25 protein-coding genes are annotated in these 22023 nt (G+C 28.2%); 4 read left to right on the forward strand and 21 right to left on the reverse strand.

Annotated features, from left to right (window positions below; translation table 11 throughout):
• Positions 1 to 290 precede the first annotated feature (290 nt).
• Positions 291 to 656: a single-stranded DNA-binding protein gene (locus K5V21_RS13330; protein ID WP_245000728.1), complete on the forward strand. Its 366-nt coding sequence runs from the start codon at positions 291 to 293 to the stop codon at positions 654 to 656.
• Positions 657 to 767: 111 nt separating this feature from the next.
• Here the strand turns inward: K5V21_RS13330 and K5V21_RS13335 are convergent, their stop codons facing one another.
• Positions 768 to 1448, reverse strand: coding sequence for a Crp/Fnr family transcriptional regulator (locus K5V21_RS13335; protein ID WP_221861688.1), 681 nt, complete (start codon positions 1446 to 1448; stop codon positions 768 to 770).
• Positions 1449 to 1583: 135 nt separating this feature from the next.
• On the opposite strand from K5V21_RS13335, the gene K5V21_RS13340 reads away from it, so the two are divergent.
• A complete protein-coding gene (locus K5V21_RS13340) occupies positions 1584 to 1949 on the forward strand; it encodes a C-GCAxxG-C-C family (seleno)protein (protein ID WP_221861689.1) in 366 nt (121 codons plus the stop codon).
• A gap of 41 nt (positions 1950 to 1990) precedes the next feature.
• Here K5V21_RS13340 and K5V21_RS13345 read toward each other — a convergent pair whose 3' ends face one another.
• The 11 genes from K5V21_RS13345 to K5V21_RS13395 form a co-directional block, all read right to left on the reverse strand.
• Positions 1991 to 2773: a nuclease-related domain-containing protein gene (locus tag K5V21_RS13345; protein WP_221861690.1), complete on the reverse strand. Its 783-nt coding sequence runs from the start codon at positions 2771 to 2773 to the stop codon at positions 1991 to 1993.
• Between the two features lie 83 nt (positions 2774 to 2856).
• Positions 2857 to 4455, reverse strand: coding sequence for a ClC family H(+)/Cl(-) exchange transporter (locus tag K5V21_RS13350; protein ID WP_221861824.1), 1599 nt, complete (start codon positions 4453 to 4455; stop codon positions 2857 to 2859).
• 247 nt (positions 4456 to 4702) lie between these two features.
• Positions 4703 to 5332: a DUF3793 family protein gene (locus K5V21_RS13355; protein WP_221861691.1), complete on the reverse strand. Its 630-nt coding sequence runs from the start codon at positions 5330 to 5332 to the stop codon at positions 4703 to 4705.
• A 16-nt stretch (positions 5333 to 5348) separates the two neighbouring features.
• A complete protein-coding gene (locus K5V21_RS13360) occupies positions 5349 to 5774 on the reverse strand; it encodes a flavodoxin (RefSeq protein WP_221861692.1) in 426 nt (141 codons plus the stop codon).
• 181 nt (positions 5775 to 5955) lie between these two features.
• On the reverse strand, positions 5956 to 6378 hold the full coding sequence (locus tag K5V21_RS13365) for a flavodoxin (RefSeq protein ID WP_221861693.1): 423 nt from the start codon (positions 6376 to 6378) through the stop codon (positions 5956 to 5958).
• Positions 6379 to 6519: 141 nt separating this feature from the next.
• Positions 6520 to 7182, reverse strand: coding sequence for an amino acid ABC transporter ATP-binding protein (locus tag K5V21_RS13370; protein WP_221861694.1), 663 nt, complete (start codon positions 7180 to 7182; stop codon positions 6520 to 6522).
• 11 nt (positions 7183 to 7193) lie between these two features.
• Positions 7194 to 7832: an amino acid ABC transporter permease gene (locus tag K5V21_RS13375; RefSeq protein WP_221861825.1), complete on the reverse strand. Its 639-nt coding sequence runs from the start codon at positions 7830 to 7832 to the stop codon at positions 7194 to 7196.
• Positions 7833 to 7834: 2 nt separating this feature from the next.
• The gene (locus K5V21_RS13380) at positions 7835 to 8644 is read right to left on the reverse strand and encodes an amino acid ABC transporter substrate-binding protein (protein WP_221861695.1); all 810 of its coding nucleotides are present in this window, start codon (positions 8642 to 8644) and stop codon (positions 7835 to 7837) included.
• Between the two features lie 99 nt (positions 8645 to 8743).
• A complete protein-coding gene (locus K5V21_RS13385; protein ID WP_221861696.1) occupies positions 8744 to 9103 on the reverse strand; it encodes a hypothetical protein in 360 nt (119 codons plus the stop codon).
• Between the two features lie 169 nt (positions 9104 to 9272).
• Positions 9273 to 10217, reverse strand: coding sequence for an SPFH domain-containing protein (locus K5V21_RS13390; RefSeq protein WP_221861697.1), 945 nt, complete (start codon positions 10215 to 10217; stop codon positions 9273 to 9275).
• Positions 10218 to 10219: 2 nt separating this feature from the next.
• Positions 10220 to 10654, reverse strand: coding sequence for an NfeD family protein (locus K5V21_RS13395; protein ID WP_221861698.1), 435 nt, complete (start codon positions 10652 to 10654; stop codon positions 10220 to 10222).
• A gap of 276 nt (positions 10655 to 10930) precedes the next feature.
• On the opposite strand from K5V21_RS13395, the gene K5V21_RS13400 reads away from it, so the two are divergent.
• Entirely contained in the window at positions 10931 to 12838 is a 1908-nt protein-coding gene (locus K5V21_RS13400; RefSeq protein ID WP_221861699.1) for an NAD(+) synthase, read from the forward strand.
• Between the two features lie 38 nt (positions 12839 to 12876).
• Here the strand turns inward: K5V21_RS13400 and K5V21_RS13405 are convergent, their stop codons facing one another.
• Both K5V21_RS13405 and K5V21_RS13410 read right to left on the reverse strand, forming a co-directional pair.
• Positions 12877 to 13254 carry a PH domain-containing protein gene (locus K5V21_RS13405; protein ID WP_221861700.1) on the reverse strand — a complete coding sequence of 126 codons (378 nt, stop codon included), beginning with the start codon at positions 13252 to 13254 and terminating at the stop codon, positions 12877 to 12879.
• Between the two features lie 89 nt (positions 13255 to 13343).
• Positions 13344 to 14009, reverse strand: coding sequence for a deoxynucleoside kinase (locus tag K5V21_RS13410; RefSeq protein ID WP_221861701.1), 666 nt, complete (start codon positions 14007 to 14009; stop codon positions 13344 to 13346).
• 341 nt (positions 14010 to 14350) lie between these two features.
• Between K5V21_RS13410 and K5V21_RS13415 the strand changes: the two genes are divergently transcribed.
• Positions 14351 to 15922, forward strand: a complete 1572-nt coding sequence (locus K5V21_RS13415) for a DEAD/DEAH box helicase (RefSeq protein ID WP_221861702.1) — start codon at positions 14351 to 14353, stop codon at positions 15920 to 15922.
• Positions 15923 to 16123: 201 nt separating this feature from the next.
• On the opposite strand, the gene K5V21_RS19545 is transcribed toward K5V21_RS13415, so the two are convergent.
• From K5V21_RS19545 to K5V21_RS13445, 7 genes are all read right to left on the reverse strand, one after another.
• On the reverse strand, positions 16124 to 16255 hold the full coding sequence (locus tag K5V21_RS19545; protein ID WP_279381509.1) for a hypothetical protein: 132 nt from the start codon (positions 16253 to 16255) through the stop codon (positions 16124 to 16126).
• Positions 16256 to 16347: 92 nt separating this feature from the next.
• Positions 16348 to 17202, reverse strand: a complete 855-nt coding sequence (locus K5V21_RS13420) for an NAD(P)/FAD-dependent oxidoreductase (RefSeq protein ID WP_221861703.1) — start codon at positions 17200 to 17202, stop codon at positions 16348 to 16350.
• 10 nt (positions 17203 to 17212) lie between these two features.
• Positions 17213 to 17527, reverse strand: a complete 315-nt coding sequence (gene trxA, locus K5V21_RS13425; RefSeq protein ID WP_221861704.1) for a thioredoxin — start codon at positions 17525 to 17527, stop codon at positions 17213 to 17215.
• A gap of 224 nt (positions 17528 to 17751) precedes the next feature.
• A complete protein-coding gene (locus K5V21_RS13430; protein WP_221861705.1) occupies positions 17752 to 19464 on the reverse strand; it encodes an ABC transporter ATP-binding protein in 1713 nt (570 codons plus the stop codon).
• A gap of 9 nt (positions 19465 to 19473) precedes the next feature.
• A complete protein-coding gene (locus K5V21_RS13435) occupies positions 19474 to 20145 on the reverse strand; it encodes an ABC transporter ATP-binding protein (protein WP_221861706.1) in 672 nt (223 codons plus the stop codon).
• Positions 20138 to 20902, reverse strand: a complete 765-nt coding sequence (locus K5V21_RS13440) for an ABC transporter permease (protein WP_221861707.1) — start codon at positions 20900 to 20902, stop codon at positions 20138 to 20140. The genes K5V21_RS13435 and K5V21_RS13440 overlap by 8 nt, the downstream gene beginning before the upstream one ends.
• Positions 20877 to 21860 (reverse strand): ABC transporter substrate-binding protein, encoded by a 984-nt coding sequence (locus K5V21_RS13445; RefSeq protein WP_221861708.1) that lies wholly within the window; start codon positions 21858 to 21860, stop codon positions 20877 to 20879. Before K5V21_RS13445 ends, K5V21_RS13440 begins: the two co-directional genes overlap by 26 nt.
• Positions 21861 to 22023 lie beyond the last annotated feature (163 nt).

Raw genomic sequence — 22023 nt, forward strand, 5'->3', positions numbered from 1 at the left:
CCCTTATGATACATTTGATTTTTACAAGAATACAATTGCAAGTTTTATTAATTCAATATTTATTTTTCTTATTTTATCAAATTTTATACTTTTATTTTGATTTTTTTGAACATATATTCACTATATTTTCAACACCATATAAGTATCTTCATAAAAATTTTATTAGCCCCTTATTTGCTTTCTGATAAAATAGAAAAGATAATTTTAAATATACAAACATTAGTTCGTATATTTATTATAAAAAATGATAATACTCCTTAATGAATTAAAACACTAAGGAGTGATTTTTTATGAACAAAGTTTTATTGGTTGGAAATTTAATAAGAGATCCTGAAATTAATTATTCTAAAGATAAAGGACTCCCATATTCTCGTTGTATTTTAGCTGTAGATGATAGAATAGGTAAAACTACTCATTTTATACCTTTTATAATATTTGATAAAGGTGCTGAAGTTCTTTGTGAATATGGTAAAAAAGGTAGTAAAATTGGAATTACTGGATATATTAAAAGAAGTGCTTTTAATAAGGATGAATCAAATACAATTTACAATACAGATATAATTGCAGAGAGCTTTGAATTTATAGGATTTAATACTAAGAAAGATTCTAAAGAAGACGATTTGGAGCTGGTTTCAAATTCAGATATACCATTTTAATCTAAACTAGTATATCTAATCTTCACTCTGTAGATAAAAGGACTTTTTCACACAAGAAAAAGTCCTTTTAATATTTTATACACTTAATTTTGAGATTGAATACTCTAAAATTTATTTAGATAGGTCATATAACTTAAGTCTATCTATTATCTCTATTTTACCTCTATGAATTTTGATTATGTTATCCGACTCAAATTTTTTTAACATACGACTAACTACTTCTCTTGCAGATCCTAAGTTGTTAGCAATAGTATCATGAGTTATAGTTATAGTAGTATTATCTTGAAGAAATGATTCATTCATTAAAAATTTACTAAGTCTTTTATCAAAGCTTAGAAAAACTATATCTTCAATTAAGCACATTACTTCTGAGAATTTATCCTGTGTTAAATCAAGCAAGAATTTTTGAACAGCTGTATTAGAATCAGATAATTTTTTAAAATAAGTTCCATTTATAATTAAAGCTAATGAATCTTTTTCTACTTCAATACTTACATCACAAGATATATCTTTAAATGCACACGCTGCAGACAGTAGACAAAAATCTCTGCTTAATAATCTAAAAATAGTAATTTCTTTACCAGAAGTTGAATGTATAAAACTTCTAAGTTGTCCATCTAAAACAAGTATAATCCCAGAACAACTTGATGAATACTTAGAGTTTATTAAATCTCCTTTAGAATAGCTTTGCACCTTACTTATTGATAGTAGCTTACTTAATTCATCTTTAGATAATTCATTGAAAAATGGTAAAAATTCTTTTAAGTAAGATAATTTTTCTTTATTTATCATTAAAATAACTCCATAATTTATTATAATTAAATATTAACATTTATATGTGACAATGTCACAGAAAAAAGTGTATTTATTGGATATTATATATATTAAGTTAATGAAGCAAAAGACCTATTAAGGGAGAGATGTATAATGACAAAACCATCAGAATATCATAGCCAAGGATACACTTGCGCTGAATCTATAATAAAATCCTATAATGAGGAACACAATACAGATATCCCCATTTCTTTAGGTAGTGGAATGGGAACAGGAATAACAGTTGGTAGCCTTTGTGGTGCTGTTAATGCTGCTGTATTAATTATAGGATATATAAAGGGAAGAAGTGATACTTCAGAAAAAAATGATGCTAGATTATATTCTAGAAGCCTTATGAATAGAGTAAGAGAGAAATATAATTCAGAAATATGTGTAGACTTAAAAAGAAGTAAGGTTGGCTGTGGTGAAATAATAGATTTTTCATATGATGCTTTAAATGATTTATTAAAAAATAAATAAAAAAACACTCTGAATATGCATACCATATTCAGAGTATTTTTCTATTTTATTTTAAGAATTATATCTATTAAGTCCTCAGAACTCATTTTTATTTCACCTTTATAGGACTCTATATACTCTATAAGATTATCTTTAGATATCTTATTAAATATGTAAACATCTGATAGACTATATCTTACATTCAACTCTAAATCATTATCTACATAATATATTATTGATTTTACATCTATATTGTATCCTAATTCTATTAAATATTCCTTTAATCTCTCCTTTTGCCTATTTACTACGATTATTGGATTATTTATCTTTTTATCCTCATTGCCATTAGATAATATCCATTTATTTTCCTTTGCATTTCCATTAATTCTTCCTTTATCGTACCTTATATATATTACAAAAACACCTGATTTATTTACCACAAGTGTATCAATATGATTTATGTCCTTTTTACTATTAAAGCTAAAATTTTTTAATATATAATTATTATTATCTAAATTACTTAGCACTTCAGGTACTACTTCACTTAAATTTTTATCACTATTTTTATTTGGATTAATGAATTCTTTATCGTCATGCTTTTTACTTATATATTTTCTCCTCAAATAAATGTATGTTAGTAATAATGCTAATAATATTGTTACTAGATCATAAAACTCACCAAAAAAACCAGATATATCAATAATAGTATCTATAATTTCAAGAATCAAATTTACAATAAATATACTTATTATAAATGCTATAACAGATACGAATTTATTTAATTCAAATTTATTGTTCTCTTTATTTTTATCTTTGATATTATTCACATCTACTAAAATAGCCATTTAATCACACCTTTTTTATTCGATTCATACTAAAAGGGCTAGGAAAACTCTCCTAGCCCTTTTAGTATATCCAAAATATTATATTATAATTCTTGTTTTATCTCTATTTTTGAAGATAATGTTTGTAATTTTGATAATGCATCTGCCGCTTTATCCTCATCTACAAGAACCACCAACAGATCTCCTGATATTATTTCTGTACCGCCTTTTGGAATTATCTCTTTTCCACCTCTTTTAATAGCAACTAAAAGACATTCTTTTGGCCAATTTATATTCTTGATTAACTTCCCTTCAACTTCACTGCCCATAAATACAGATAATTCTAAAAGTGTTTTCTTAACATATGCTGTACAATCACTTTCACACTCTGAACCATCACAATTTTTAAGTCTCTTCTCTAATAAACTTTCATATATTGGTTCTGATTTTAGAATGTCTGATGTAACGTATGAAACAATTACTACTATAGTAAGCGCAAGTAAATGTTCAAAAGACCCTGACATTTCAGTAATTAAAATAATTCCTGTAATCGGTGCTTTTACTATTGATGCAAAGTGACCTGCCATTGCAAATATTATAAAATTAATCACATATATCATAGGAATATTAGCTGTTTTGCAAACAATAACTCCAAAGATATTTCCAACTATAGCTCCTAATACAAGTAATGGAAAGAATATACCTCCTGGTGCATTTGATCCAAAACTTATAAATGTAAATAAATATTTAACTATTAAAAATACTAATAATACCTTTATTGTAAATCCACCATCAACTAAACTCATAATAAGAGAGTGTCCTCCCCCTAATAGAATAGGTGCTGTAAGTCCAACTAATCCTGCACACAAGAATGGTATCATAACCTTAACTTGTACTGGAACCTTTGTAAATTTTGCATATATATCTTGAGTCTTTAATATCCCTTTGCTAAAAGCTACTCCAGTGATACCTACTAAAACTCCAAGAAGTATTAAAGCCCAATAATATTTAAGTGGAAATACATCAACATTCGAAAAGCCAAGTGCTGGTCCAAGTCCTAAAAAATTCTTACACATAAAATCTGCTGCAATTGAAGCTGACATAGCAGATAAAAGCACTAGTGGAGAAAAGTTTTTGTGAACTTCTTCTAATGCAAAAATAACACCTGATAAAGGTGCATTAAATGCTGCTGCAAGACCCGCACTAGCACCACTTGTTATTAAGAATTTATCTTCAATATTTAATCTTTTACATACCTTTGAGAAACCTTGCCCTACAGAAGCTCCCATCTGTACTGATGGACCTTCACGTCCTACAGATAGCCCCGCAACTAGCGCCATAGTTCCACCTACAAATTTGTATACTAAAACTCTTAACCAGTTAGCATCAAGCCTTTTCATAAGTATGCCCTCAACTTGAGGTATACCACTACCTGAAATCATAGGATCACTTTTTACCAAACATCCAACAAAAAATCCCATTGCTCCAAGTATCACAAAAACTAATAATATTGTTAATGGATGACCTTTTGAATAAGTGTAAAAATTACTAAGCAAAGGTGATAATTTTTCAACTAACACTCTATTTGCAACAACAACTAATCCTGTTATTAGTCCTATAAGTGCTGATTCCCATATTAATCTAATTTTTAAATTATTTCTATGGGGAAAAATATCACTAACGCCTTCTTTTCTTTCTTCCATCATACTTCCCCCTTAATTAAAGTCTACCTCTTATTATATATCTTATTTAATTTATTAGAAAGTAACTCTTAAGCTATAATCTTTATATATAAGCCATTTTTTCAATTAAAAATTAATTATATTTAAAATACTATCATTATTTATAGAATACTTTAAATAACTTATTTATTCATTATTATTTTTTTAATTTTTTATTAACTGATTAATAATATTGTGTTAATAAAAAAAGAGCTGTATTATAGCTCCTTTAACTTACTATTTTAAATTCATTCTGTAGTGATAAAATTATTTCCTCTGACTTCACATCAAAAATCACACTATCTAAAACCAATTCTTTAGATCTATTATAATTATTAAATATCTCTAATGCATCATCAGAATTATTGAATACTTTCCAATAACCACATAATAAACATTTTTTAGTAGTACACTCCATAAAATCTATAACATCTTCTAGAGGAATTCCTAAAAACACTCCAAGTTCATGAGGACAATGGAATCTATTATATCTTTGTACTAATTTATCTAAAATACTACCTAAATTATCTTGAAGATTATATTCAAGCTTTAATAAAAATTCTTTTGTTTCTTTATTATTTATAAATTTTTCCAAATTTTTCTCTGAATATATTAGTAAAATTATTGCTTTGTCGTCTTCCCTTAGTACTACATGCTTTAACCCTATCTTATTTAAAAATGTTTCTTTATAATTATTCCATACAAGATATTCTTTGCTATCCTTTTTTAAAGTTATTGTTGAAGATGGCTTTAAGCCACCAACTACTGGTGCTAATAAAAATAACATATATTTATCAAAATATTCAATATTATTCATATCCTTTAATTTACTCATAAACTGCTTAATTTTTATCTCCATCTTCAACACTCCTTAATTATCTTTTAGCTATATTTTTACCAATATCAATTAATTTATTCGCAGCTTCTCCTTCTGGAAATTCATTTGCTATTACTTCTCTTTCCAAAAGATCAGCTCCTGCATCTAACATTCTATCTTCCCATGCTGTCATCCATTCTCCAGTTCCCCATCCATAGGATCCAAATAAAACCATGCTCTTTCCTGAGACTTCCCCTGCTATTGATTCAACGAATGGTTCCATTTCACATTCTTCTATAACTTCCGCTCCCATAGCTGGTGATCCAAGCATAACAACATCGCAATTTTTCACATCATCAATTGATGCCCCATCGACAGTTTTTATGTTTACTTCCGCTCCTTCTTCCCTTGCTCCCTTTGCAATTAAGTTTGCCATTTCTTCAGTATTTCCTGATCCTGTCCAATAAATAATATTAATTTTCATAAATATCATCCTCTCTCATTCAATTGATATTGATTATCATTACTTGTTGATAGTATATTATTATTTCAAAAACTTGTCAAGGTCATATTTAGAAATTTATTAATTATATATCTAATAAAATACAAAAGACACCCTTATATTAACTATAAAGGTGTCTTAGTTATGTGCTACTATTTTATTATTATTTTGCGATTCTCTTACCTAAATCAACTAGTTTGTCCGCATCTTCGCCTTCTGGTAACTCTTTAACTACAACTTCTCTTTCTAAAAGTTCTGCTCCCGCATCTAACATTCTATCTTCCCATTCTGTCATGAAGGCTCCACCACCCCATCCAAATGATCCAAATAAAATCATCTTCTTCCCTGAAACATCTCCTTCTATTGACTCAACAAATGGTTCTACTTCTGTTTCTTCTAAATTTTCAGCTCCCATTGCTGGTGATCCAAGTAGTACAACATCACAGTTTTTAACATCATCTATTGATGCTCCGTCCATTGTCATTAAGTTTACTTCTGCCCCTTCTTCTCTTGCACCCTTTGCAATTAAGTTTGCCATTTCTTCTGTGTTTCCTGTTGATGAATGATATATTATATTAATTTTCATAATTTCTCTCCTCTTTCCAATCGATAATCTTTATTTGTTAATAATATACCTCATTTAATAACCAAAGTCAATATGTTTTAGGTAAATTCTTATCATTTTACTCAGATTTATTTTTTACTCAAAAAAGCTCCAATAGAATTACTATTGAAGCCTACCATCTTCCATCTTTAACACTCTTTTTGCAACCATATTTGCAAAACTAATATCATGGGTTATTATCATTATTGTTATTCCTTCTTCATTCAGTTTTTTTATAATTTCTCCAACCTCTATTGTTGTTTTAGGGTCAAGTGCTGATGTGGGTTCATCAAAACATAGAACTTTTGGTTCCATAGCAAGAGCTCTTGCTATAGCAACTCTTTGTTTTTGTCCACCTGATAATTCGAAAGGATAATTGTTTTCTTTATCTTCCATTGAAAGACTTTTTAATATTTCTCTTGCCTTTTTTATTGCACTCCCCTTACTCTCCTTTAAAACTCTTATAGGTGCTTCAATTATATTTTCTAAAACAGTCATGTGAGGGAATAAATTAAAATTTTGAAATACAACCCCTATATCTTTTCTAACTTCCTTTAATGCTTTACCATCTACATATACACCATTTTTGCAAAATACCTTATTATTTATCTTTATAAGTCCATCATCACATTTTTCAAGACCTGTTATACATCTTAATAATGTAGTCTTACCTTCTCCAGATCTTCCAACAACTACAACAGTTTCCCCTTTATCTATTACTAAATCTAAATCTTTAAATACATCATTTTTCCCAAAACTCTTTTTAATTCCTTTAACCTCTAACATATAGTTCCCTCCTATTTATAGTAATTATATTTCTTTTCTAATTTTTTAAATACGTTAGTTAATACTATAACTAATATAAGATATAAAATTCCAACTATAACTAGTGGAAATAATGATGCTTCTCTATTAGTAGCTATTTTACCGACCATTAATATATCTTGTAATCCTACTATATACACAAGAGCTGTATCTTTAATTAAGCTTATTACTTCATTTCCAATTGGAGGAATCACCTTCTTAAAAGCTTGTGGAAGAATTACTCTAATGTAAACATCAAATTCTGAAAGACCAAGCATTTCACAAGCTTCTAATTGTCCATCATCAACACCTTCAATACCAGCTCTAAATATTTCTGCAAAATATGCACCATAATTTAATACAAATGCCACTATTGCAGCAGTAAATCTTCCAAATCTAACTCCAACTAAAGGCAATCCAAAGAATATAAATATTATTTGTAATAATAATGGTGTTCCCCTCATAATTAAGATATACAAATCTACAATTCTCTTAGTTAATTTATTTCCTTTAACCCTTAATATAGCAACTATAATTCCAATAGGTATAGAAAGTATTAAGGTTAATATAAATACTGAAAGAGTAATCTTAAGACCACCCATTAATTGATCTATTAACATTTCAAAATTCATCATTATTCTCCTTCCTTAATTACGATATCTTTTCCAAACCACTTCTCTGATATTTTCTTTGCTATTCCATCACTTATTACTTCTTTTAACCCTAAATTTATCTCATCTTTTAATTTTTCATTTCCTTTTTTAATCCCTACAGCAAAGTCTTCGCTACCAAAATTATCATTTAAAACTTTATACTTATCAGTACCACGTGCGTTCATATAATACCTTGCAAGAACTTCATCTGCTACTACCCCATCTATTCTTCCTGCATCTAAATCCATTAATGCATCATTATTAGATTGATATGATATAAAGTTACCTCCGCTTAGAGATTTTACAAATCCTGAATCCTTCATTACTGCATCTGAAGCACTTGATGCTGCTTGAACTCCTATTTTTTTATCTTTAAAATCATTTTTATCTTTTATATTTGAATTAGATCTAACTATTATTACTTGACGATCACTAATATAAGGATTTGAAAAATCCACTTGTTCTTCTCTCTCCTTTGTAACTGAGTATCCATTCCAAATTAAATCTATATCGCCATTTCTAAGTTCTGTTTCTTTCATTGTCCAATCTATTGGCTGAAATTTTATCTCTTTATGTATCTCTTTTCCTACTGCTTTTGCTAAATCTATATCAAAACCTACTACCTGTCCATCATTATTTATAAATCCCATAGGTACAAATGTATCATCATAACCTACTATAAGTACATTTTCATCTTTCTTTTTGTTATTTTGATTTAGAATATGTACTAATCCAAAACCAATAATAATAACTAAAATCCAAATTAATAAATTAAGTACTGTCTTTCTCATTTATATCCCTCCTCACTTCATTACTTTATCACGTTAAAGTAATGAAGTCAATAAATAAAAAAGAAAACTTCAAGAAAATAAAAACTTGAAGTTTTCTTTTTATTTATTAAGCAATTCTTTTAATGTTCCTGTAACTTTATCTTCATGTCCAAGAACAGTATTATTCTTTACAGATTTATTATTATTCTTTAATTTATCTTCTATATTTTCTTTATTTTTATTTAAACCACTTTCAATGTTCTTATATCCTTCTATTAACTCATCCATTCCACTTGCACTCTTCTTCACATCATCTACTCCAGATAGATCTATATTTAAAGAAACATTCTTACCTGAATCTTTTATCTCATTACTATTCTCAGAAGAACTTTTTGATTCTATCTTATTATCTCCTGTGCAACCAGTAAACATCATAGCTAATATTACCACAAATAAACTGCAAACTATTTTCTTCCTCATATAACCTCCCTATTATAAGCTATCCTTATATTATTATAAGACATACTTATATTTGATAATATATACTTATATTATTATTTTATTTCCCAAGTTTTCAACCCTATTCAGAAACATTTACACAATGTTAATATAAAAAACCTCTAGAGAATTAATTCCCTAGAGGTTTTTTCTAATTTTTGCTATCTTTTAACATTTCCCCAATTGCTGCAATACTTCCAAGTGATGATAATGTTTCATTTGGTAATATTAATTTATTTGCAGGGTTTGTAGCCATTTCTTTTAAAGCTTCAACTTGCTTTAATGCAATAACTCTCTCATCAGTACCTGACTCTATAATTGCTGCATTTATCATTCTTACAGCTTCTGATTCAGCAATCGCTATAGCTTCTATTGCTTTAGCTTTACCTTCCGCTTCTAAAAGTTGAGATTCTTTTAACCCCTCTGCTTTTCTAATTTGAGCTTCTTTTTGAGCTTCTGCTTCTAATATTCTAGCTTGCTTTTCTCCTTCAGCTTTTTCAATTTGAGATTGCCTTCCTCCTTCTGCTTGAAGAATCATAGCTCTCTTATCTCTTTCTGCTTTCATTTGCTTTTCCATTGCATTTTGTATTTCAGCTGGTGGAATTATATTTTTAATTTCTACTGAAAGTATCTTTATTCCATATGCATCTGTTATTTCATCAATTATAATAAGCAATTCTTGATTTATCTTATCTCTTCCTGATAAAACCTCATCTAAAGTCATATTACCTATTATATTTCTTATGTTAGTTGTTGCTGAATATACTATACCTGATCTAAAGTCTTCGATATTGTACACTGCATCTTGAGCATTTAAAAGCTTGTAGAATATAACGTTATCTACTGATATATTAACGTTATCCTTAGTTATAACAGTTTGTGGTGGTACATCAATTATTTGTTGTTTTGTAGAAACCTTTCTTCTTACAAAATCAGCAAATGGAATTGTTACATGCCATCCTGGTTCTAATACCCTATGGAATTGTCCAAACCTTTCTACTACATACAGATATCCTGTATTAACGATTTTTATTGATGATAAAATAATAATTAATATTAGTACTATTAGTACTATTGCAATTATAAGTCCTACCATTATTATTCCTCCCCTTTATATTTATTTATTGTAAATTTATTACCTTGTATTCCTGTGATAATAAATTTATCACCTTTTCTAATTATCTCACCTTCATTAACCGCAGCCCAATATATTCCAGAAACTTTTATTCTTGCTACATCTTCTATTCTTTCCTCTGCATCAAATATCATACCTATATAAGTTTCTTCCATTAATGGAGTTGTTCTTATACTAGCTTTAAACTTTTTCCTTGCCCAAGGATACCCTATTCCAATTGCAATTAAACTTACAATACCGAATATTATAACTTGTACTAAAAAACTTAATGCAAATAAATTTGCAAACATAGCTACTATTGCTCCAAGTCCAATCCAAGAAAATAAGAATGCACTAGTAGCCAAATCAATACCTACCATTACTATAGCAACTATAATCCAAAGTAGTGTTAAAAGCATTTCTTTACCCTCCTTTTATTTTACTACATATTACCATTATATCATTAAAATGTGTAATGATACTTAAACTTTATAATTTAATTATATCTTTATAATTATCTTTTTACAATTTCTTAATAACCTCTTTAAAGGTTATTAGATAACTTTTAATAACGCTTTTATAATCTTTTCTCTTGTTTTCATTGATTTTCTAATATTTTCATCTTATTATTGTTATATATAGGATATAAACTAGTAATACTAATTACGACATACTATTTAATGGAGATGATAAATATGGATTTTATAAAAGTTGCATCAGCCTGTCCTAAAACGAAAGTGGCTGATATTGAATATAATGTAAGTGAAATTCTAAAATGTATTAAAGAAGCTAAAGATAAAGAGGCTAAAGCTATCGTTTTCCCTGAGTTATGTATAACTTCATATACTTGTGGTGATCTTTTTCTTCAAGATAGGTTAATAAATGAGTCCTTAAAAGGTTTAGTATCAATAATGCTTGAAACATCAAGTACTGATATGATAATTGCAGTTGGAGCGCCTCTTTTAAAAGGATGCATTTTATATAACTGCGCTTTCATTCTATTTAAAGGAAAAATTCTTGGAATAGTTCCAAAATCATATATACCTAATTATAGTGAATTCTATGAAAAAAGATGGTTTTCTGAAGGTATAGGAATTATTAATCAAAAAGTTGACCTTCCATTCCAAAGAGATATTCCATTTGGAACAGATTTAATCTTCTCATCTGATAACTTCACATTTGGAACTGAGATTTGTGAAGATCTTTGGGTAACTATACCCCCAAGTTCTTACCTGTCACTTCTTGGAGCAAATATTATATTTAATCTATCTGCATCAAATGAACTTGTTTCAAAAGCAGATTACAGAAAAAGTTTAATATCTAATCAAAGTGCTCGTTCAATTTGTGCATATATATATTCATCTGCTGGAGTTCATGAATCATCAACAGATCTTTTATTTAGTGGACACTTATTAATTAGTGAGAATGGAACTATATTAAAAGAAAATGAAAGATTCCAAAGAGAAAATGAAGTTATATATGCAGACATTGATACTTTTAGATTAAAAGCTGAAAGAATGAAAAACTTAAGTTTTAGAGATGCATCAAAATTTGCACCTTTTAATGTGAGGATAATAGATTTTGATTTTGATAATGTAGAAAATAATTCTTTTGATAGATACATAGATAAGCATCCTTTTGTACCTTCAAAAGAAAGTGAAATGGAAGCAAGGTGTAAAGAGATATTTAATATACAAGCTTCAGCACTAGCTAAGAGACTTGAACATGTAAATCTTAATAAAACTGTTATAGGAATATCAGGTGGTCTCGACTCTACATTAGCTTTACTTGTAATAGTTAAGACTTATAAGCTTTTAAATATTGATAATAAAAATATAATTACAATCACTATGCCAGGATTTGGCACAACAGATAGAACATATAATAATGCATTAACTCTTTGCAAAGAACTTGGTTGTGATTTAAGAGAAATAAATATAGTAAATTCAGCTCTTCAACATTTTGAAGATATTGGCCATGATAAAGATATACATGATGTTACTTATGAAAATGTTCAAGCAAGAGAAAGAACGCAAATTCTTATGGATATAGCAAATAAAGAAGGCGGTATCTTAGTTGGTACTGGAGACTTATCTGAGCTTGCCCTTGGGTGGTGCACTTATAATGGAGATCATATGTCTATGTACTCTGTTAACCCTTCAATACCCAAAACCCTTGTTAGATATCTAGTAAATTATGTAGCTCAACATGAATCTACTAAAATAGTAAAAGATACTTTACTTGATATATTAGATACTCCAGTAAGTCCTGAACTTCTTCCAAAGGACGAAACTACTGGTGAGATAACTCAAAAGACAGAAGATATAGTTGGTCCATATGAATTACATGATTTCTTCTTATATCACTTTATGAAACATGGTTCTTCAAAGGAAAGAATTCTCTTCCTAGCAGAACATGCATTTAAAGGTGATTATTCAAAAGAAACAATAGAAAAATGGTTAGATAAATTCTTATGGAGATTCTTCTCTCAACAATTTAAAAGAAGTGCCCTTCCTGATGGTCCTAAAGTTGGAACAATATCCTTAAGTCCTCGTGGTGATCTTAGAATGCCATCAGATGCATCTGTAAATTCTTTTAGATAAAATTAAAAGATGGTGATAAATATATCACCATCTTTTTTCTATCTACAAACTGCTTGTGCTAAAATAGCTTGTATTTCATATATATCTACGCCTTTAGTAAATTGCTTTTGTATAGGCTGTGCTGTACCTGAAATCCATATTTTAAGTTCTGAATCTAAATCAAAATGTCCTGACGATTCTACTGAAAAATGAGTTATACTTTTATAAGGTATACTATGATATTCTACCTTCTTTCCTGTAGCACCTTGAACATCTACCATTATAAGCCTTTTATCTGTAAAGATAAATGTATCTCTTATAAGCTTGTATGCTTTTTCAATACTTTCTCCACTTGCAATTAATTTACCAAAATCCTTAATAACAGAATCTCTTGAAACTTCTGAAGCATTTCCCAATATTCCACCTAATAAACCCATATTCCACATCTCCCTTTATAAAATAATTTTACGTTATTATACCATTTTTTCTTCTTATTTAACTTCTTTTATTTTAGCTTGTACTAATATTATACAATATCTCCTTTTTCTCTAACTTCTTTCACTTTAGCTTGTACTAATCTTACTAATTCTTCTTTGTCAGATTCATTATTTACTACATCCATTTTATCCATATCGATTATTAGTACATCTGATGCTTTATAATGATTATCTACCCAAGCATCATAATCTTTCCATAAAAATTCGTAATACTCTCTTAGATCATCATCTATTTCAAACTCTCTACCTCTAAGTTTAATTCTTTCTAATACTGTTTCAAATGATCCTTTTAAATAAACCATTATATCTGGTGCCTTCTTTGGCAACTCCTCAAGTTCTTCCATCATATTATTTAATAGATTTTCATATATGGACATTTCAAGCTCTGATATTCTGCCAAGTTCCATATTCTTTTTTGCAAAATACCAATCTTCATAAATTGATCTATCTAATACATTATTATTATGTACTAAAGCTTCCTTTATACTTTTAAATCTTGTATTTAAAAAATATAATTGTAATAAGAATGGATATCTTTTCTTATTTATTTCTTCTTCTGTTTCACTATAGAATAAAGGTAATATTGGATTATCATCTACACTTTCATAAAAAACCTCTGAATTAAAATGTTCTCCAAGTATTTTTGCAACTGAGCTCTTTCCAAGTCCTATCATTCCGCCAACAACTATCAACATGTCTCACCTATCCTTTAAATTTACTTTTCCACAATATTTATTCATAATAACAAAATTGTCTATTTATAAGAATACAAATTTTATATTTCTTAGTCAATAGTCATTTATTTTTTCTAGTAAATATTCATTTTTTCTATATTTTTAATTTATTCTACAAATATCCTCCATATGTAATAGATTACTTCACTAAATGTTTTAATCCTCCTTTACAATTACCTATTCTATAAGCTATAATTAATAAGTTGATAATTAATTATAGAATGTACGGTACAAATATATAACAAATATATAACAAATATATAACAAATATATAATAAATATATATATGAAGGGAAATTTGAATGAATAATATAAAATTTGAAGATTTAAACTTAAGAGAAAATATCCTAAAGGCGATAACTGATTTAGGATATGAAGCACCATCAGCGATACAAGCACAAAGTATACCATTAGCTACAGAAGGTTATGATTTAATCGGGCAAGCACAAACAGGAACTGGAAAAACTGCTGCTTTTGGTTGTTCAATACTTAATACTTTCGAAAGATCAAATAATGTTGGTGCATTAATACTTACTCCTACAAGAGAGCTTGCAATCCAAGTTTATGAGGAGTTTAAAAAGCTTACTAAGTACGAAAAATTACAAGTATTACCTGTATATGGCGGAGATTCAATCACTAAACAAATAAAGGCTTTAAACCAACATGTTGATATAGTTGTTGGAACACCTGGTAGAGTTCTTGACTTAATCAGAAGAAAAAAACTTAACCTAAACAAAGCTAACTATTTAGTATTAGATGAAGCTGATGAAATGTTAAATATGGGATTTATAGATGATATAGAGAGCGTTATAAATGAATTACCTGAGAGTCGTCAAACACTTTTATTCTCTGCTACAATGCCACCTCAAATCAAAAGATTAGCTAATAAGTATATGAAAAAGGATGCTAAGCATATCGAAATTAAAAAGGTAGCTATGACAGTATCTAAAATCGAACAAAAATTCTTTGAAGTTAATCATAAGAATAAATTTGAAGCATTATGTAGAGTTCTAGATTTTGATAATCCAGAAATAGCTATAGTATTCTGTAGAACTAAAAAGGGCGTAGATGAATTAGTTCAAGACATGCAAAGCAAAAACTATGTTGTTGAAGGTATGCACGGTGATATGTCTCAAGTTCATAGAATGAAGACTTTAAAGAGATTTAAAGAAGGTTCATTAAACTTCTTAGTTGCAACTGATGTTGCTGCAAGAGGAATTGACGTTGAAGGTGTTACTCACGTTATAAACTACGATTTAACTCAAGATGTTGAAAGTTATGTTCACAGAATCGGAAGAACAGGAAGAGCTAACAGAGAAGGTACTGCTTACTCATTCGTTACTCCAAGAGAAAATGGAATGATGAGAGAAATCAAGAAAGTTACTAAAGGTAATATAGAAAAAGCTAAAATACCTACAGTAGATGAAATTCTTGAAAAGAAACTTCAAGATAAGTACTCAAGCATAGAAGAAGTACTTGAAAAGAAAGCATTTAAGAAGTATCTACCTCTTGCTGAAAGTATCGCTGAAAACTTTGAACCAGTTGATGCTATAGCTGCATTACTTAAAATGCAATTTGATAATGAAATGTCATTTGACTATAAAGAAAATGCTCTAACTGCTCCAAAATCTGAAGATGTTAGACTATTCTTCTCAATAGGTAAAAGAGATAAGTTATCACCAAAAACTTTTGTAAAGTTTATTGCTGATAGAGCTAAAATAAACGGATCAAAAATTAATAAAATAGATATACTTGAAAACTTCTCATTTGTTTCAGTAGATCCTGATGTACAAAAGAAGGTTGTTGAGAAATGTTCAGGAATTAAACTTAACGGTAGAAGAGTTAATGTTGAAGTAGCTACAAAAAGAAGATAATTTATATATTTAAAAGTAAGGTTATTTAACCTTGCTTTTTTTATTTATATTAATATCCTATTTATTATCAATCTATAAAAATACATTCTACTAATTCTTAAAAAATAACTCTTTTTTAATTTAAAAACAAAAAGAGTAGTTATATTTACAATCTAACTACTCTTTTCTACATCTGTTCTATAAACATGTGTTATCCCTTTCTTATTTTGAAGATAATTCTTCTGATAATTTTTTTAACTCTTCAAAATTTAATTCTGAAAGATCTCTTCTATTGTACTTATCACTAGCAGCTTGTTTAATTTTTGTGATAAATTCTTCTCTATAATCCATCATTACTTGCTCCCCCTTTCAAATAGCATTATAAAATAATATTATACTCCTTATTATATACTTGTCAACAAAAAAAGTGCCAGAAATTCTGACACTTATCCTAAGTATGACGCTGCACTAAGTGCTGCAACATTTCCTTCTCCAGCAGATTTTATATACTGATACGGCGTACCAATACAATCTCCTGCTGCAAAACATCCTTTAATATTTGTTTTCATTAATCTGTCTACTTTTATATGACCATCTTCAATCTCAAGTCCTGGTACTAATTGAGTTGGTGGAACAGCGTTTTTTAATAAAAACACACCATCCGTTTCTAACTCTTCTCCATTTTTAAACAAGACTTTAGAAACTTTAGACTCACCTATAATTTCAATCGGTGTCTCTTTTATTACATTTATACTGTCATTTAACTTATAATCACCTTTATACATTGGAACAAAGAACACTTCACCTGCTAACTCACTTACAAAGTTTGCTTCTTCTTCTCCAGCCTCGTTATAACTGATTATAGTTACTCTCTTACCTTTATAAAGAGGTGCATCGCATGTTGCGCAGTATCCTACACCTTTTCCTATAAACTCTTCTTCTCCTTTTAATGGTTTTGTATATTCTACTCCAGTTGCTAATATAACTGTTTTAGCTTCATACATCTTTTGGTTAACCATTAAAGTAAAATAATCTCCCATAGAATATATGGTATTTATTCTCTCATTTACAATTTCTATACCCATCTTATTTATATGGTTTTGAAAGCTTTCTAGAAGATTTTTTCCTGTACCTGAAGTAAACCCTAAATAATTATTAACTTTGGGAGCCTTTTCTATTTTATCACTAAGATTATTATTCCCAAAAATTATAAATGATTTATTTCTAATCTTTGCATTTAATGCTGCTGATAATCCTGCGGGACCACTTCCTACTATAGCAATATCATATCTACTATCCATAGAAATTCTCTTATATATGCTTTTCTATTAAAGCTTTTATTTGATCTTTTGGTAAAAATCCTACAACCATATCAACATCTTTTCCGTCTTTAAATACTTTTAAAGTTGGTATACTTTGTATTTGATACTTATTAGCTACTTCTGGGCTTTCATCAACATCTATTTTAACAAATTTAACATCTTCCATTTCAGTTTCTAATTCTTCTAAAACAGGGGCTATCATTTTGCAAGGCCCACACCAAGTTGCAAAAAAGTCAACTAAAACTACTCCTTTTTGATCTAAAACTTCCGCACTAAAACTATTATCTCCTATGTGTCTTGGCATAATAAATTCCTCCTAATTCATACCCCTAAGGGGTATATTTCATATTTTCTTAATAATAACTCTTTTCAAACTAATAGTCAATACTATTTTTAACAATTACTCCTATAATATTCTTTAATATTGTTTTAATAATATTAAAGAATATTATCAAATACAAAATAGGTTAGAGTTTTTTTAAATTTTATTGCTCTAACCTATTTAAAATTACAAAGTATTAGTTTAATTTAATTTAATTTTATAGCTGAATTATAAAGATTTGCATACACTCCTTCTTTTTCTAATAATTCATTATGTGTGCCTTTTTCTTCAATACCATTATCAGTTAAAACTACTATTTCATCTGCATTTCTTATAGTTGATAATCTATGTGCTACAACTATAGTAGTTCTTCCAACGCAAAGTTTTTCTAATGATTTTTGTATCATATATTCAGTAGTATTATCAAGTGCTGATGTTGCTTCATCTAATATAAGAATTGGTGGATTCTTTAAAAATACTCTAGCTATTGATATTCTTTGTTTTTGACCACCTGAAAGTTTTACTCCTCTTTCTCCTATATAAGTTTCATAACCATCTTTTTGTGCCATTATAAAGTCATGAATGTTAGCAAGCTTACAAGCCTCTATAACTTCATCTTCAGTTGCATGCATATTACCATATAGAATATTTTCTTTTATAGTTCCTGTAAATAAGAATACCTCCTGCTGAACTATACCTATATTCCTTCTTAATGAATCAACCTTAGCATCATAAATACTATTTCCATCAATTAAAATATCTCCACTTTCTATTTCATAGAATCTAGGAATTAAATTACAGAATGTAGTTTTACCACCTCCTGACGGACCAACCAATGCAACCATTTTTCCAGCCTCTATATCTAAAGATATTCCTTCAAGAATTTTTTTATCTTCGTAGCTAAAATGAACACCTTTAAATTCTATATTACCCTTAACATTAGATAAATTTTTAGCATCCTCTTTATCTTGCTCATCTTGGACACTTAATATATCAGTAAATCTCTTAAATCCAGTCATACCATTTTGATATTGTTCCATAAAGTTTATAAGCTTTTTAATAGGATCAGTAAATAATTTTATATATAAAACATATGCCATAAAATCACCTATGTTTATTTTTCCATATAAAGTGAATATACCACCAGCTATTAAAACAATATAATTTAATAAATCTACATAGAATCCAGCTCCTGAAAAATATTGAGCCATAATTTTATAAGCACTCTCTCTTGCTTTTTTAAATCTTGAATTTCCTACTTCAAATTTTTTAACTTCATACTCTTCACTTACAAAAGCTTTTGAAACCTTTATACCTGATATACTATTTTCTAAAGTAGCATTTACAAATCCTGTTTCTTCTCTTGTTTTAAGAAATGCTTTATGCATTCTATTTCTTTGTATAAATGTAAAAATAACTATTATAGGGATAAAAGCAAATATTATAAGTGTAAGTAACACATTTATATTTATAAGTATTAAGAACGATCCAACTAACATTATAATTGAAATAAATAAATCTTCTGGACCATGATGTGCAAGTTCTGAAATATCATTTAAATCATTAACTATTCTAGACATTATATCTCCAGTTTTGTTGTTGTCAAAATACTTGTTTGGAAGTCTTTGAAGGTGAGTAAATAGTTCTCTTCTCATATCTCCCTGCATTCTTACTCCAACTACATGTCCCCAATATTGCATAAAATAAGCACAAAGTGCTTTAACAATGAAAATCATAATCAGTGCTATTGCAAAAGTAATTATCATTCTCAAGTTTTTATCCGGTATAGATATATTTATAAGCTCCTTTGTCATATATGGATATACCAAATCACATCCGGCAGCTATAAGTGCTGCAAGCATATCAAATAAAAATAGCCTTTTATAAGTCTTATAATAACTAATAAATTTCTTTAACATATTTTCTCCTTACAGTAAATTAATAATATTTTTTTTGTACTTTTGAAGTTCCTCTGTAAAAACTCCCTTTATCTTTAGTGGACTCTCTCCAAGGATTATTATTTTTCCTTGAAAATAAATACACTCATCTACATCATGGGTTACAAATACAACTATTCTCCCATCCTCTTTAAAAATTTTTTTAAATTCATCCATGATTATGTATTTTGTTTTATAATCTAAAGATTTAAAAGGCTCGTCCATAAGTATTACATCTGAAGGCTTCCCAAGAGCTCTTGCAATATTAATTCTTTGCTTCATTCCTCCACTTAGCTTATCTGGATACCTATTGGCCCATTCTAAGCCTTGAACTTTTTCTAACACCTCTTTAATCTTCAGTTCTAAATCTTCCCCTTTATAATAATGTTTTAAGGCAAGATTTAGATTTTCTTTAACTGTAAGCCAAGGTATTAGTCTATCTTCTTGAAAGATATAACTAACACTTTTTAAATTACAGCCATCTATTTTTCCGCTATCAATATCTAATAGTCCAGAAATAAGATTTAAGATTGTACTTTTACCTCTTCCTGATTCCCCTATTAGACAATTTATCTTTTGATTATCTAATACTAAGTTAAATTTATCTAGTATTTTCTTTTCTCCAAAGCTTTTGCTTACATCTTTTAATATTAGCTTACACATCTTCACTCTGCCACCTGTAATATTTCCCAGTTAAAATCTTATTTAATAATTCAAACAACAATGATATTATAGCAATAATTATTATCCATGCAAATATCCCTGGGGTATTAAAATTCATTTTTTCTAATTGAACCGCAGCTCCAATACCATATTGGGGTTGACCATGAACTTCTCCTGCAATTACAACTTTAAATGCTAATGATATAGTTGGAACAAGTATTCTAAGTATATAAAATATTATATTAGGTATATATACTTTCTTTATTCTCTCTGTCATTGGTACTTCATATATTAACATCATTTCTTCTAATTTTTTATCATTTTTTGTTAGGGTATTTATAATACCCTCATAAAGAATTGGAAATACAATTGCGATACCAACTACAAAAGGTGCACTATCTTTATCAAACCATATAAGTGCAAGTACTACTAATACAAGTGTAGGGATGGTTTTTCCTATAGAATTCAAAGGTTTTAATAAATTATTTATAAAGGGGTACATACTAGATAGTACCCCTATAATTATTGCTACTATAAGTGCAACTCCAAAACTGATAATTGTTCTATAAAAGCTCCAAAATACAGTTAATAAAAAGTCTTTCTCTCTAATTATTTCTAATAGTGAAGTATACACTTCTTGAAGTTTTGGAAGATATATATCATTATTAATTTTAACTGCAACTATTTGCCAAATTACTAATAATATAATTGCTCCAAATAGTATCTCTAATTTATTTTTCCATGTAGATTCCTTCATCTGGAATCTTTCCTCCAATTGACTTTTTATCAAAACCATCTAGCTTCTTAAAGTAAGTATTGTATTCTTTCTCTGAATACTTTATTGGAACATATTTAAGGTTTGACTTTTCTATAGATTTAGTGATTATATCCTTATTAGCTGAAACTCCTATTTCTTCACAGATTGCTCCAAGCTCTTTTTTATCTTCTAATGCATAATTAACGCTATTTTCTAATTCTTTTAAGAATTTATCTACAAATTCTTTATTATTTTTTATTAAGTCTTCTTTAACTATTATAGTTGCTTGAGGGAATCCATATTTTGAATCATTTTGTTTTTTCCACTCATCGTTTAGATTCATTATAATATTAAGATCAGGTTTCTTTGCAAGAACTTGGCTTAATGCCGGTTCTGGTATAACTGCAAATTTAGCCTTTCCTGATAAAATTGTTGGTGCAAGCTCTGTAATTCCATTTAAATAACTAAATGTAATATCCTTATCAATATTAAATCCTAAATGAGTTAATACATCTCTTGTTACTATATCAGGTGTAAGTCCTTTACCTATATTAAATATATCTTTTCCTTTTAAATCTTTTATATCTTTAATCTTTTCTGTTGATACTAAGTAGAATGATCCCCAACCAGTTGTAGCCGCAATTTTATATCCAGCTCCTTTATTATATTGTGTTGCTGCAACATTTGATGGAACTATTGCAATGTCAGGTTCACCTTTCATAACTGAAGTTACAATATTTTCTGGTGTTTTTTCTATTGAATAAGTAACATTATATCTCTTTTCTATTACTGGGTTATCTTTAATTAATTTAGCAGCACTTATTGCTGGTAGTCCATCTGGAATAGCTACTTTAATTTCTTTTGCAGGTTCTTTTGCTTTTTCTTCGCTATTTCCACATCCAACAAAAGCAAATATTGATAATACAACTAATAATAAAGCCGTAATCTTTTTCTTCATAATCTTCTCCTCCTCATATTTAATATATATTATTGTATTTTAAAGCTAATATATTGCATATAATTTGTAAAATATGCTTTCTTATTACACATAAATTAATAAGCTTTTTACTTTATATTAAATTATATCAAAAAAAAGTATATATCTCTATAAATTTACCATG

The sequence above is a fragment of the Clostridium sardiniense genome, from assembly GCF_019753795.1.
In the GTDB taxonomy this organism is placed as follows: Bacteria; Bacillota; Clostridia; order Clostridiales; family Clostridiaceae; genus Clostridium; species Clostridium sardiniense.